11 protein-coding genes are annotated in these 13,454 nt (G+C 66.1%); 9 read left to right on the top strand and 2 right to left on the bottom strand.

Going from position 1 to position 13,454, the window contains the following annotated elements; genetic code table 11:
- The first annotated feature begins 32 nt into the window (after positions 1-32).
- The 3 genes from J3R73_RS27855 to cysN all read left to right on the top strand — a co-directional run bounded on the left by J3R73_RS27855 (position 33) and on the right by cysN (position 4,368).
- A complete protein-coding gene (locus J3R73_RS27855; RefSeq protein WP_307435045.1) occupies positions 33-1,277 on the top strand; it encodes an NAD(P)/FAD-dependent oxidoreductase in 1,245 nt (414 codons plus the stop codon).
- 278 nt (positions 1,278-1,555) lie between these two features.
- Positions 1,556-2,464 (top strand): sulfate adenylyltransferase subunit CysD, encoded by a 909-nt coding sequence (cysD, locus tag J3R73_RS27850; RefSeq protein WP_307435043.1) that lies wholly within the window; start codon positions 1,556-1,558, stop codon positions 2,462-2,464.
- Complete coding sequence (gene cysN / locus J3R73_RS27845) at positions 2,464-4,368, top strand: sulfate adenylyltransferase subunit CysN (RefSeq protein WP_307435040.1); 1,905 nt, start codon at positions 2,464-2,466, stop codon at positions 4,366-4,368. The genes cysD and cysN overlap by 1 nt, the downstream gene beginning before the upstream one ends.
- A gap of 263 nt (positions 4,369-4,631) precedes the next feature.
- Here cysN and ubiB read toward each other — a convergent pair whose 3' ends face one another.
- On the bottom strand, positions 4,632-6,200 hold the full coding sequence (ubiB, locus tag J3R73_RS27840; RefSeq protein WP_370880116.1) for a 2-polyprenylphenol 6-hydroxylase: 1,569 nt from the start codon (positions 6,198-6,200) through the stop codon (positions 4,632-4,634).
- Positions 6,201-6,433: 233 nt separating this feature from the next.
- Between ubiB and J3R73_RS27835 the strand changes: the two genes are divergently transcribed.
- The gene (locus J3R73_RS27835; RefSeq protein WP_307435038.1) at positions 6,434-7,048 is read left to right on the top strand and encodes a ribonuclease D; all 615 of its coding nucleotides are present in this window, start codon (positions 6,434-6,436) and stop codon (positions 7,046-7,048) included.
- A gap of 136 nt (positions 7,049-7,184) precedes the next feature.
- Here J3R73_RS27835 and J3R73_RS27830 read toward each other — a convergent pair whose 3' ends face one another.
- On the bottom strand, positions 7,185-8,264 hold the full coding sequence (locus J3R73_RS27830) for an IS630 family transposase (protein ID WP_307421543.1): 1,080 nt from the start codon (positions 8,262-8,264) through the stop codon (positions 7,185-7,187).
- Positions 8,265-8,470: 206 nt separating this feature from the next.
- Here J3R73_RS27830 and lptC point away from each other — a divergent pair, with 206 nt between their 5' ends.
- The 5 genes from lptC to J3R73_RS27805 all read left to right on the top strand — a co-directional run bounded on the left by lptC (position 8,471) and on the right by J3R73_RS27805 (position 13,390).
- Positions 8,471-9,241, top strand: coding sequence for an LPS export ABC transporter periplasmic protein LptC (gene lptC / locus J3R73_RS27825; RefSeq protein WP_307435035.1), 771 nt, complete (start codon positions 8,471-8,473; stop codon positions 9,239-9,241).
- A complete protein-coding gene (locus tag J3R73_RS27820) occupies positions 9,238-9,954 on the top strand; it encodes an LptA/OstA family protein (protein WP_307435033.1) in 717 nt (238 codons plus the stop codon). The genes lptC and J3R73_RS27820 overlap by 4 nt, the downstream gene beginning before the upstream one ends.
- 224 nt (positions 9,955-10,178) lie before the next feature.
- Positions 10,179-10,988 (top strand): LPS export ABC transporter ATP-binding protein, encoded by an 810-nt coding sequence (gene lptB / locus J3R73_RS27815; RefSeq protein WP_370880115.1) that lies wholly within the window; start codon positions 10,179-10,181, stop codon positions 10,986-10,988.
- A gap of 160 nt (positions 10,989-11,148) precedes the next feature.
- Positions 11,149-12,240: a microcin C ABC transporter permease YejB gene (locus J3R73_RS27810; RefSeq protein WP_307435027.1), complete on the top strand. Its 1,092-nt coding sequence runs from the start codon at positions 11,149-11,151 to the stop codon at positions 12,238-12,240.
- 1 nt (position 12,241) lies between these two features.
- Entirely contained in the window at positions 12,242-13,390 is a 1,149-nt protein-coding gene (locus tag J3R73_RS27805) for an ABC transporter permease (RefSeq protein WP_307435025.1), read from the top strand.
- Positions 13,391-13,454 lie beyond the last annotated feature (64 nt).

The following is a 13,454-nucleotide window of genomic DNA, read 5'->3' as shown; positions in this document are numbered from 1 at the left end:
AGGGAATGCCCCGCGGCATTCGAGGAGGTTTCGTGGCGGCGGAAAAAGCGGTCGTGATGGGTGGCGGCATCGTGGGCCTGTGCTGCGCGCTGGCCCTGCAGCGCCGGGGCGTCGCTACGCTGCTGATCGATCCGGCGCGCAGTCCGCCGCCGGCCTCCTATGGCAATGCCGGCCATATCGCCATCGAGCAGGCCGAACCCCTGGCCTCGCAGGCGACGCTGCGCTCGCTGCCGCGCCGCCTCGCGCTGTTCGGCGGCCCGGTTTCGCTGCCGCCCCGACAGGCCGGTCGATGGCTGCCCTTCGCCCTGCGTTTCGCCCGCGCCGCCCGGCCGGACCGCTTCGCCGCCGGCCGGGCGGCGCTCGGCTCCCTCCTCGCCCAGGCGATGCCGGCCTGGCGGGAGCTGTCCGACAGCCTCGAGCCGCGCGGCCTGCTGCGCGAGGGCGGCCATGCGGTGGTGTGGCACGGCGAGGCGGCGGCGGCGCGCGGCCTCGCGGCCTGGCAGGGCACCGATGTCGGCCAGGCGCGCTTCCACGCCGCCTCCCGCGACGAGCTCGCCTGGCTCGCCACGGCGATGCGGACGCCGCCCGCCGGCGCCGTCGTCTTCGAGAACACCGGCCAGGTCGCCGACCCCGCGGCGGTTCTGTCGGCGCTCGATCATGCCTTCCGCCAGGCCGGCGGCGACCGCCGGACAGGGTTCGTGCGCAGCCTCCGGCTCGGGGGCGGCCTGGCCGAAGCCGTGCTGGACGATGGCGAGCGCCTGCGCCCGCCGCATCTCGTGCTCTCGGTCGGCGTCGAGAGCGGCGCCCTGATGGCGATGCTCGGCGTCCGCGCCCCGATCATCGCCGAACGCGGCTACCACATCCAGAGCCCGTCCCACGCCTGGCCGGCCGGCATGCCGCCGATCGTGTTCGAGGAACGCTCGATGATCGTGACGCGCTTCGACAGCGGCCTGCGCGCCGCGGGCTTCGTGGAATTCGGCCGGCTCGACGCGCCGCCCGACGCCCGCAAATGGCGGCGGCTGGAACGCCACGCCGCCGCCCTCGGCCTGCCCGCCGCCGGGCCCTGGAACCGCTGGGTCGGCGCGCGGCCCACTTTGCCGGACTATCTGCCGGCGATCGGCCGGATGCCGCAGGCGTCCAACCTCGTCTATGCCTTCGGCCACCAGCATCTCGGCCTGACCCTGGCGCCGGTCACCGGCGCGATCGTCGCCGCGCTCGTCGCCGGCGAGCGGCCGCCGGTTCCGGTCGCCCCGTTCGACCTGAAGCGGTTCGGATAGGAGCCTTCATCGGAGTGCCGGCATTCCCATGCATGGAACGCTCAGCCCCTGGGCGGCGCGTCGTGCCTGCGCGGACATCTTGCCGCAGGCCGCGGGATCGCGGTAAATTCCGGCGGGCGAGCGCGGATCCTGCTTCGCCGTGCGAGGGCGAGGCGGGGCGGAGGTCGCCGGGCCGGCGTGCTTCATAATTACCATGCGCGAAACGCACTTGCGCGGCCATGGCCGACCTTCTATGTAAATTCACCCAATTACGCATTTTTGCGTGTGAAAAGACATTCATGGCTCGCTCCCTGTCTCCTCACCTCAAGCGGCTCGAAGCCGAGTCGATCGGCATCATGCGCGAAGTCGCGGCCGAATTCTCCAATCCGGTCATGCTGTATTCCATCGGCAAGGATTCGGGGGTGATGCTGCATCTGGCCCTCAAGGCCTTCTTTCCGGGCAAGCTGCCGTTTCCGCTGCTGCATGTCGACACGACCTGGAAGTTCCGGGACATGATCGCCTTCCGCGACGAGATCGCGCTGCGTTACGGCCTGGATCTCATCGTCCACATCAACCAGGACGGGCTCGACCGCGGCATCAATCCGATCGACTCCGGTTCCTCCCTGCACACCCAGGTGATGAAGACCGAAGGACTGCGCCAGGCGCTCGACCGCTACAAGTTCGATGCGGCCTTCGGCGGTGCCCGGCGCGACGAGGAGAAGAGCCGCGCCAAGGAACGTATCTTCTCCTTCCGCACCGCCAGCCACAGCTGGGATCCGCGGAACCAGCGCCCGGAATTGTGGTCGCTCTACAACACCAAGATCCGGCAGGGCGAGTCGATCCGCGTCTTTCCGCTCTCCAACTGGACCGAACTCGACATCTGGCAATATATCCTGGAAGAGGACATTCCGATCGTGCCGCTCTATCTCGCCAAGGAGCGGCCGGTGGTGTTCCGTTCGGGCACGATGCTGATGGTCGACGACGAACGCCTGCCGCTGGAGCCGGGCGAGGTGCCGCAGATGCGCCGGGTCCGCTTCCGCACCCTCGGATGCTATCCCTTGTCGGGCGCCATCGATTCGGACGCCACCTCGGTGGAGGACATCGTGCGCGAGATGCTCACCGCCCGCACCTCCGAGCGCCAGGGCCGCCTGATCGACAGCGACGAAGCCGCGTCGATGGAAAAGAAGAAGCGCGAGGGTTATTTCTGATGAACGCCCATCCCTCCCTCGCCGAAATGCTCAAGCCCCGCGAGAAGGAGCTCCTGCGCTTCCTGACCTGCGGCTCCGTCGACGACGGCAAGTCGACCCTGATCGGCCGCCTGCTCTATGATTCCAAGCTGATCTTCGAAGACCAGCTCGCGGCGCTGGCCAAGGATTCGCGCCGCCACGGCACGACGGGCGAGGACATCGATCTCGCCCTTCTGGTCGACGGGCTCGAGGCCGAGCGCGAGCAGGGCATCACCATCGACGTCGCCTATCGCTTCTTCTCCACCGCCAGGCGCTCCTTCATCGTCGCCGATACGCCCGGCCACGAGCAATATACCCGCAACATGGCGACGGGCGCCTCCACGGCCGATCTCGCCGTGCTGATGATCGATGCGCGCAAGGGCGTCCTGGTGCAGACCAAGCGCCACGCCACCATCTGCTCGCTGCTCGGCATCCGCCATGTCGTCGTCGCCGTGAACAAGATCGACCTCGTCGGCTATGACAGGGCGGTGTTCGACCGCATCGTCAGCGATTTCGCCACCTTCTCCGCCGGGCTCGGCTTTTCCTCGGTCACGCCGATCCCGATGTCGGCCCGCTACGGCGACAATGTCTCGAGCCGCTCGGGCAATATCGCCTGGTATCAGGGGCCGAGCCTGATCGAGCATCTGGAGACGGTGGACATCGCCTCCGACCGGCTGAGGAAGCCGTTCCGCTTTCCCGTGCAATGGGTCAACCGGCCCAATCTCGATTTCCGCGGCTTCGCCGGCACCGTCGCCTCCGGTTCGATCCGCCCCGGCGACGCGGTGACCGTGGCCTCCTCGGGCAAGTCCTCGGTGGTGACACGCATCGTCACCCAGGACGGCGATCTCGACGAGGCGGTGGCGGGCGACGCCGTGACGCTGACGCTCGCCGACGAGATCGATGCGGCGCGCGGCGACGTGCTGTCGCTTCCTTCCGAGCGGCCGGACGTGGTCGACCAGTTCGCGGCCCATGTCATCTGGATGGCGGAGGAGGCCCTGCTGCCCGGCCGCTCCTACATGATGCGCATCGGCACCAAATTCGTGCCGGCGGCGGTCACCTCGATCAAGCACAAGATCGACGTCAACACCCAGGAGAGCCTGGCCGCCCGGACGCTCCAGCTCAACGAGATCGGCGTCGTCAACCTGTCAACCGGCGTGCCGGTGGCGCTGGACGCCTATCGCGACAACCGCGAGACCGGCGCCTTCATTCTGATCGACCGCACCACCAACCAGACGGCGGCGGCGGGCATGATCGATTTCGCGCTGCGCCGCGCCACCAATGTCCACCGCCACTCCCACACCATCGACAAGGCGGCGCGCGCCGCGATGAAGCACCAGAAGGCGGCGGTCGTCTGGTTCACCGGCCTGTCCGGATCCGGCAAGTCGACCATCGCCAATCTGGTCGAGGCCCAGCTCGCCCGTGCCGGCCACCACACCATGCTGCTCGACGGCGACAATATGCGCCACGGGCTCAACCGCGATCTCGGCTTCAGCGATGCCGACCGGGTCGAGAACATCCGCCGCGTCGGCGAGGTCGCCAAGCTCTTCGTGGAATCCGGGCTGATCGTGCTGTGCTCCTTCATCTCGCCCTTCGCCGCCGAGCGCAGCCTGGTGCGCTCCCTGGTGGAGAACGGCGAGTTCATCGAGATCTTCGTCGACACCCCGATCGAGGACTGCATCCGGCGCGATCCCAAGGGCCTCTACGCCAAGGCGATGGCCGGCCAGATCCGCAACTTCACCGGCATCGACAGCCCCTATGAGAAGCCGGAGCAGGCCGAACTCGTCCTGCGCACGCCCGGGGCGACGGCGGAATCCCTCGCCGAAATCGTGGTGAAGACCCTGCGCGAACGCGGCTTCCTGGAACATCGGGACGATTGGGGCCTGTAGGGTCGTTCGGGGCGCCGACGTCCGGTCCATAAGCGCGGATATACCAGAACGAGCGGCCTTCTCCCGGGCGGGGAGAAGGTCCCGGCAGGGGATGAGGGACTCAACCTCAACGAGAAAAGCCGAAAAGGTGTGCCTATACCGGGAACGCTAAACCGCCATCCGGCGTTGCGCGCCACCTTCTCCGATGCGGGAGAAGAGAAGCCGCTTTATTTCCTGCGACTTAGCACCCAGGACGTCCGCTCCCGTTTCCCATGAAACAGCGTTCAGGCCAGGTGCCAGGCGATGTAGATCAGCGCAGCAGCGATGATCCACAGCGCCGCGGTGCTCCAGCGCGCGCGCCGCGCCTCGGCCCTGCCGATCGCCTCGATGCTGTCGACATGCAGCCCGAAGCCCTTCTCCGCCGCCTCCTCCAGCCTTTGCCCCAGCACCTGCGCCCGGTGAATGAGGCCCGGCAGCAGGGTCAGCGACTTGCCGGCTTCCCAGGTCTGGCTGCCGAAGTCGCCGAGCTTGCCGAGCGGGCCGAGATTGCGCTCGATCCATTCGCGCACCACCGGATCGGCGGTCGCCCACATGTCGAGCTGCGGATCGAGCCGCCGCGCCACGCCCTCGACCACCACCATGGTCTTCTGCAGCAGGATCAGCTCCGGCCGCGTCTTCATGTCGAAGAGGTCGGTCACCTCGAACAGCAAGGTGAGGAGCTTGGCCATCGAGATCTCGTCGGCCCGCTTCTGGTGGATCGGCTCGCCGATGGCGCGGATCGCCTGGGCGAAATCGTCGATCGAATGGGTCGCGGGCACATAGCCCGCCTCGAAATGCACCTCCGCCACCCGGCGGTAATTGCGGGTGATGAAGCCGTGCAGGATTTCGGCCAGGAAGCGCCGTTCCTTCAGGCCGGCCCGCCCCATGATGCCGAAATCGACGGCGACGAGGTTGCCCGCCCGGTCGATCATCAGATTGCCCTGATGCATGTCGGCATGGAAGAAGCCGTCGCGGATGGCGTGGCGCAGGAAGGACTGGATGATGATGCGCCCGAGATTCTTCAGGTCGAACCCGGCCGCCCTGAGGCTGTCGAGATCGGACAGCGCGATGCCGTCGATCCATTCCAGCGTGAGCACGCTGCGGGCCGTGCGGTTCCAGTCCGGCGCGGGGATGCGGAAATCCGGATCGTCGGCGATGTTCTCCGCCATTTCCGAGAGCGCGGCGGCTTCGAGGCGAAAATCCATCTCGAAGGCCACCGTCCGCGCCAGCATGTCGACCGCCTCGACCGGCTTCAGGCGCTTGAACCGCGGATTGAGCCGCTCGATCATGCGGGCGGCGAAATAGAAGGCGGAGAGGTCGCGCCGGAACCGCCGGTCGATGCCCGGGCGCAGGATCTTCACCGCGACCTGGCGCGTGCCCGCCTCGTCGCGGATCGTCGCCTTGTGGACCTGCGCCACCGAGGCGGCCGCCACCGGCTGCGACAGCTCAGCGAAGAACTGCCCGAGCGGCCCGCCCAGTGCCCGCTCGATCTCGGCGACCGCGATGTCCTGGCCGAAGGGCGGCATGCGGTCCTGCAGGGCCTCGAGGTCGCGGGCGACGCCGAAGCCGACGACGTCCGGCCGGGTGGCGAGGAACTGGCCGAGCTTCACCCAGCTCGGCCCGAGGCGGCCGAGCGCCGTCGCCAGGCCCTTGCCGCCCGCGACGTCGCGCCGCTCGGCCAGCCGGCCGAGGCGGACGGCCAGGCGCGCCGACGCCGGCAGTTCGGCGACGTCGACGAGGCCAAGCGCGCCCTCGCGGGCCAGCATCCAGCCGGCGCGCATGAGACGGAACGGGTCGAGGAAGGATGCCAAGATCAAGCCGAGCCAATGGGAGGGACGCAGGTCGATAGCACGGGCCGGCCGCCGGTCAAACCTTCCTGGGACGGCCGGCCGCCGCCCCGCCCTTCTTTTCCGGCCCTTTGCCCGAGCCGGACGGCGCATCGTGCCGGGCGCCACGCAAACGACATGATCCCATGAAGCGGCTTGCATGGCGCGCCGAACCGGTTCTATGTCGCAGGGACAGGACAATCGCGACTTCAGGATCTTCCGTGACCATTCGTTATCATCGTGGCGATCTGCCCGATCTCTCCCGCTACGCCTCGAGCGCCGCCATCGACACCGAGACGATGGGGCTCAACCCGCATCGCGACCGGCTCTGCGTCGTGCAGCTGTCGCCCGGCGACGGCACGGCGGACGTGGTGCAGATCATGCGCGGCCAGAAGGAGGCGCCGAACCTGGCGAAGCTTCTGGCCGACGCCTCGGTCACCAAGATCTTCCACTTCGCCCGTTTCGACGTCGCCATGCTCTACAAGGCGTTCGGGGTGGTGACGCAGCCCGTCTACTGCACCAAGATCGCCTCCAAGCTGGTGCGCACCTATACCGACCGCCACGGCCTCAAGGACCTGACGCGCGAATTGCTGGGCATCGACCTCTCCAAGCAGCAGCAATCCTCCGACTGGGGCGCCGAGACGCTCACCGACGCCCAGCTCGCCTATGCCGCTTCCGACGTGCTGCACCTGCATGAGCTCAAGGCCAAGCTCGACGCCAACATCGCGCGCGAGGGGCGCACCGCCATCGCCGCCGCCTGCTTCCGTTTCCTGCCGACGCGCGCCCTGCTCGATCTCGGCGGCTGGCCCGACGTCGACATCTTCGCCCACGGCTGAGGCGCGATCGCCCCGAGGCAGGGCAACCCGCCGGCCCGCTGAAATCCGCCGGAGACCTTTGCAGGTCTGCCGTCGCGCCATTGCCGCCATGCGCAGGCGATCGTTTATCCCTGTGGACAATTCTGCTATACCCGGCCTACATCAAAACCCGGAAATCTCGCGGGTCGATGACATGGAAGTCATCGGAGACAAAGTCTCTCAACTTATGCCATTGACTTGGTAGTGTTTTTCGGAAGAACATGTTCACTGCATCTACGAAATCAGCGAAGCTTTCATAGTATTTGTTGTGGGTGACCGACGTGTGCATGACGCGCCATAGTCGCTCGATCGCGTTGAGATTTGGCGCGTAGGGTGGCAGGAATCTGAGATCGATCCTTTGTCCGTGCTCGACCATCCATGCCTCGACCTCCTTGGCGTGGTGGTATCTGGCATTGTCGAGGAAAACATGGATTTTCCCCGCCCCCGGATAGGCGGAAAGCAGGCGCGAGAACAGGCGGATGGTCGTCTCTGCGTTGACGGTTTCCCCTTCGACGATCTGGCAGAGACCGCTTTCCAGATTGATGGCGCCATGCAGGTTCAGCCGCTGGCGACCGGCCGTCCGCAAGATGGCAACCGGATCGCCTTTTTTGATCCAACCATGAGCCGGACGGCTCTGGTATTCTGGATGGACAGCATCAAGGAAAACCATCTGGTCATTGGCCGCGAGTCCGCTGAGAAGACGGGAATACTCGGCTATGAACGCTTGTTGCGCTTGCACTGTCGGCAAGCGCGGCAGCGCCTTCGGCTTCTTGTATTCGAACCCGAGGCGATCGAGCAGCTTGATCATCCCGGATCGGCTGTAGGCGATGGAAAACCGCTTCTCTACAAGGGCAATGATCTCGGACGTGCTGGTGAACACGCGCGCCATCAGCGCTTTCACCAAGTCTATTTCCTGCGGCGTCGAAAGACGCGGCAGGCTGCCCTTCCAGCCGAAATCCGTCAGACGCTCAACACCGCCCGATGTCCAGCGTTGATGCCACTGGTAAACAGTGTCGTCATCAACATAAAGCACCCGCGCCACCTCCGGCACGGCGAGCCCGTCATCCAGAAGCAAGATCGCATGCGCCCGCCGCGCCGGGCCATGCTGGCCAGACGGGCGGCGAACCAGCCCCAGCAAATGCTGGCGTTCCGAAGCGGTCAGGAATTGGCCTCTGATCATCCCGTAATCTGAATCCATCAGCGCCGATTCCGCAAGCCTTCGCAGCTATTTGCCGGGATTCTACGGACTCGGGGTATATGAAAAAGGTTGTTGCCATTTTCACCCAACGTTGAGGAATCGCTGGCAGTGATGCCCCGACGCACGGCGCCGGGTTGACGTGCAGGTTCCGCATCGCAATATGATGGATCGATCGTGCCCGGTTTACGCCGCGGAAAGGTACTGCATTGGCCGATATCATCGATTCGCGAGGCAAGGGGGCGCCGTCCGCGGCTTTTTCCCGCGAGAGCGCCTTTCACGCCGCCCGCTCGCACAGCAGGCTGGTGCGTTTTCTGAAATTCGCCGTCCCCACGGTCGCCGTGCTGGGAATGGCTTCCTTCGTCTTCTTCGCCTGGTTCAATCCCTTCCGGGCGGAGAACGTGACGGTGAATGTCGGGCAGGTCGGGGTCGACGGCGGCAAGCTCGTGATGGAGCTGCCGCATCTGACGGGCTTCAACAAGCGCCAGCAGTCCTACAACGTCACCGCCAAGACGGCGTCGCAGAAGATCGCCGCGCCCGGGCTCATCGACCTCACCCATCTCGACGCGGTGATCACCATGGTCGACAAGAGCGAGACGACCATGACCGCCGATGGCGGCAAGTTCAATTCCGACGCGGAAATCCTGTCGCTGCAGGATAATGTGAAGGTGAAGTCGACCAAGGGCTACGATGCGCTGCTGCAGAGCGGCACGATCGACTTCAAGGCGGGAACGGTGAAGAGTTCCGATCCCGTCACGGTGAACCTCGCCAACGGCTCGATCTCCGGCAACGGCATCGACATCGTCGACGGCGGCGGCAAGATCACGTTCCAGGGCGGCGTCACCGCCCATTTCCGCACACCGCAGAATCCGCAGGCGGACGCTTCGCCCGCCGCGGCTGCCGAGGGGCAGGAACCGGCCGAGCAGACCGGGTCCACGCCGCTTCCTACCGATGCTGTTCAGGGGGGATCTTCACCATGATGACGAAATTCGGCCGGCTGGCACCGCTCGTGCTGGTACCGCTCGCTCTTGCATTGATGCCCGTGGCGGCAGGGGCGGCGGAGAAGGAGAAGAAGGCATCCAGCCCCTTCCAGGGCTTCTCGTCCGATAACGGCAAGCCCGTCGACGTCAAGTCGGATTCGCTCGAGGTGCACCAGGACGAGCAGAAGGCGATCTTCAGCGGCAATGTCGTGGCGACGCAGGGCGAATCCGTGCTGCATGCCAACGAGCTCACGGTCTTCTACGACAACAGCGCCGTCAACGGCTCGGCCGCCAAGCCCGCTGACGGGGCCAAGTCCGGCGATGCCACCAAGTCCGGCGATGCCACCAAGTCCGGCGATGCCACCAAGTCCGGCGATGCCACCAAGACGCCGGACGCCGGCGCCAAGCCGGCTGCCGCCGAGGGCAAGGCGGCGGGCGGCACGTCCGGCGCGCAGGCCAATTCGATCAAGAAGCTGATCGCCAAGGGCAGCGTCGTGGTGACCTCGAAGGACCAGAAGGCGACCGGCGACGAGGGCGTCTTCGACATGGCCACCAACATGGCGACCCTGACCGGCCGCGAGGTCGTGATGGTGCAGGGCTCGAACGTCGTGAAGGGCAAGAAGCTGGTCGTCAATCTCAAGACGGGCATCGCCAATGTGATGGGCGGCACCACCGGCCTCTTCGTCAACAGCCAGCAGCAGAAATCCGACTGAAACCAGAAATCTGACTGAAACATTGCGCGTGTTTCATGGGGGAAGCGTCCCTTTCTTGCGCCGGCGCGCCGGATGCAAGGGAGGGCGCGGCATGACGACGGCCCGCTTTCCCGCTTCGCGCCCGCAGCGCAAGCGGTGCGCGCCCGGCGGCGGGCATCGGTGGATGCCCGGCCGCCATCGGCATGAATGCGAAATCAATAGAGGACTTGTCCATCGTGGCCTGGCTGCCTTTGGAACGACGCGGACCGGCGGGAACCGGGGCAGTCGAGTATGAATCGGGCGGGGGAGGCGGCAGCTACGCCGAAACCGCCGAGGGCATTCTCTCGGTGCATTCCATCGCCAAGACCTATGGCAAGCGCGAGGTCGTCAGCGATGTCAGCCTGGAGGTCAGGCGCGGCGAGGCCGTCGGCCTGCTCGGGCCGAACGGCGCCGGCAAGACCACGGTGTTCTACATGGTCACCGGCCTGGTGCCGCCCGACCGAGGCCGCGTCGAGCTGGACGGCTACGACGTCACCCATCTGCCGATGTACCGGCGCGCGCGCCTGGGCATCGGCTATCTGCCGCAGGAGGCCTCGATCTTTCGCGGCCTCAATGTCGAGCAGAACATCCGCGCCGTGCTGGAGATCGTCGAGCCGGACCGGGTGGAGCGCGAGAACCAGCTCGACGAGCTCCTCGACGAGTTCCGCATCCAGCGCCTGCGCAAGACCCCCTCGATCGCGCTGTCGGGCGGCGAGCGCCGGCGCGTCGAGATCGCCCGCGCTTTGGCCGGCCGGCCCTCCTTCATGCTGCTCGACGAGCCTTTCGCCGGCATCGACCCGATCGCCGTCGGCGACATCCAGACCCTGGTGCGCCATCTCACCAATCGCGGCATCGGCGTGCTCGTCACCGACCACAATGTGCGCGAGACGCTGGCGCTGATCGACCGCGCCTACATCATCCATTCCGGCCATGTGCTCACCCAGGGCACGCCGCAGGAGATCATCGACAATCCCGAGGCGCGCCGCCTCTATCTCGGCAGCGAATTCAGGATGTGAGGCGGCGATCGGCGTCATCGCAGCGAATCCCGCCGGCCCGATCAGGCTCCGGGGCGAATGGCGATCGCATCGGACCGCAATGTTCTCCCGCTCCTTGCTCGGCGCATTTTCTCGATCGAGAAGTCTGTGAACTTTTCCGGAAAATGCTCTAGGATTCCGTATGCCCGCCTATATCCTCCGCCGCCTCCTGCTGATCCTGCCGACGCTGTTCGGCATCATGCTGATCTCCTTCGCGGTGATCCAGTTCGTGCCGGGCGGGCCGGTGGAGCGCATGGTGGCGGTCCTCTCGGGCAATGGCGGCGACCGCATGGGAGGCGGGGGCGATTTCGGCGGGCAGGGCCAGCCGGCCGGCGCCGATTCGTCCTCCTCCCAATATCGCGGTTCCCAGGGGCTCGATCCCGCCTTCATCGAAAGTCTCCGGAAGCAATACGGGCTCGACAAGCCGGCCTATGAGCGCTTCTGGATCATGATGCGGAACTATGTGACCTTCGATTTCGGCAAGAGCTTCTTCCGCGACACGCCCGTTCTCACCTTGATCGAGCAGAAGCTGCCGGTCTCCGTCTCCATCGGCCTGTGGGTGACGCTGCTGAGCTATCTCATCTCGATCCCGCTCGGCGTCCGCAAGGCCATGATGGACGGCTCGCGCTTCGACGCATGGACCAGCGGCATCGTCGTGGTCGGCTACGCCATACCCGGCTTCACCCTGGCGATCCTGCTGCTCACCCTCTTTGCCGGCTCGAGCTTCTGGCAGATCTTCCCCAATCGCGGCCTCGTCTCGGAGAACTGGTCGGAGTTCTCGCTCTGGCACAAGATCACCGACTATGCCTGGCACATGACGCTGCCGCTCATCGCCATGAGCTTCTCGGCCTTCGCGACGCTGACCATCCTCACCAAGAATTCCTTCCTCGACGAGATCCGCAAGCAATATGTGCTGACGGCGCGGATGAAGGGCCTGTCCTCCACCCGGGTGCTCTACGGCCATGTCTTCCGCAACGCGATGCTGATCGTCATCGCCGGCTTTCCCGCCGCCTTCATCAGCGCCTTGTTCACCGGCGCGCTGCTGATCGAGCGCACCTTCTCCCTCGATGGCCTCGGCTGGCTCAGCTACAACGCGCTGGTCGACCGGGATTATCCCATCGTCCTCGCCAATCTCTACATCTTCTCGCTGGTCGCGCTCGTCGTCGGCCTGATCACCGACCTCGTCTACATGCTGATCGATCCCAGGATCGACTTCGAAGCGCGGGAGGTCTGAGATGGCGACCGAGGCCGCGACGCCGAGCCCCGCCGCCGTCCGCGGCAGCCATTTTGCGCTTTCGCCGATCAACCGCCGGCGCTGGCGCAACTTCAAGTCCAACCGGCGCGGCTATTGGGCGCTCTGGCTGTTCCTGTTCATCTTCGTCGTCACCCTGTTCGCCGAACTGGTCGCCAACAGCCGCCCGCTGCTGATCGTCGACCGCGGCCATCTCTACTGGCCGGCATTCACCTCCTACACCGAAACGGATTTCGGCGGCGACTTCGAGACCGAGGCCGATTTCCGCGACCCCTTCGTCGCCAAGCTGCTCGCCGACCGCCACGCCTTCGTGCTGTGGCCGCCGATCCGCTTCTCCTACGACACCATCAACCGCAATCTGCCGCAGCCGGCGCCCTCCGCGCCGACCTGGACGCTGGCGGACGACCAGTGCAAGGCCGCCGCCGAGCGCGTCGGCGGCAAGACCTGCCGCGACATCGAGTGGAACTGGCTCGGCACCGACGACAATGCCCGCGACGTGCTGGCGCGCATCATCTACGGCACGCGCATCTCCATCCTGTTCGGGCTGATCCTCACCTTCTTCTCCTCGATCATCGGCATCCTCGCCGGCGCCGTGCAGGGCTATTTCGGCGGCTGGGTCGACATCACCTTCCAGCGCGCCATCGAGATCTGGACGAGCGTGCCGTCGCTCTATCTGCTCATCATCATCTCGGCGGTGCTGGCGCCCGGCTTCTGGATCCTGCTCGGCATCCTCCTGCTGTTCTCCTGGACGACGCTGGTGCCGCTGGTGCGGGCCGAATTCCTCAGGGCGCGCAATTTCGAATATGTCCGCGCCGCCCGCGCGCTCGGCCTTTCCAACACCAGGATCATCTGGAAGCACCTCCTGCCCAACGCCACCGTGGCGACGCTGACCATGCTGCCCTTCATCCTCTCGGGCTCGATCTCGACGCTGACCGCCCTCGACTATCTCGGCTTCGGCCTGCCCCCCGGCACCGCCTCGCTGGGCGAACTCCTGCAGCAGGGCCAGGCCAAGCCCGACGCCTACTGGCTGAGCGTGACGGGCTTCGCGGTGATGGCCGTCATCCTCTCCCTGCTGATCTTCATCGGCGAAGCGGTGCGCGACGCGCTCGACCCGCGCAAGACCTTCAACTGAGCGCAAGACCTTCAACTGAGCGAGAGGCCCCCTTCAACTGAACGAGATCCGCAACAGGCGATTG

It is taken from the genome of Labrys monachus (assembly GCF_030814655.1).
Classification (GTDB): Bacteria; Pseudomonadota; Alphaproteobacteria; order Rhizobiales; family Labraceae; genus Labrys; species Labrys monacha.
Note: the sequence above shows the minus strand (reverse complement) of the source record. Positions and strands in the feature narration are given on the sequence as shown.

What these genes read in the sequence shown, in the direction of transcription:
- cysD (WP_307435043.1), top strand. Translation starts at nt 1,556, where the DNA reads ATGGCTCGCTCCCTGTCTCCTCACCTCAAGCGGCTCGAAGCCGAGTCG.
- cysN (WP_307435040.1), top strand. Translation starts at nt 2,464, where the DNA reads ATGAACGCCCATCCCTCCCTCGCCGAAATGCTCAAGCCCCGCGAGAAG.
- J3R73_RS27830 (WP_307421543.1), bottom strand. Translation starts at nt 8,264, where the DNA reads ATGGATTCAGATTACGGGATGATCAGAGGCCAATTCCTGACCGCTTCG.
- J3R73_RS27820 (WP_307435033.1), top strand. Translation starts at nt 9,238, where the DNA reads ATGATGACGAAATTCGGCCGGCTGGCACCGCTCGTGCTGGTACCGCTC.
- J3R73_RS27810 (WP_307435027.1), top strand. Translation starts at nt 11,149, where the DNA reads ATGCCCGCCTATATCCTCCGCCGCCTCCTGCTGATCCTGCCGACGCTG.
- J3R73_RS27805 (WP_307435025.1), top strand. Translation starts at nt 12,242, where the DNA reads ATGGCGACCGAGGCCGCGACGCCGAGCCCCGCCGCCGTCCGCGGCAGC.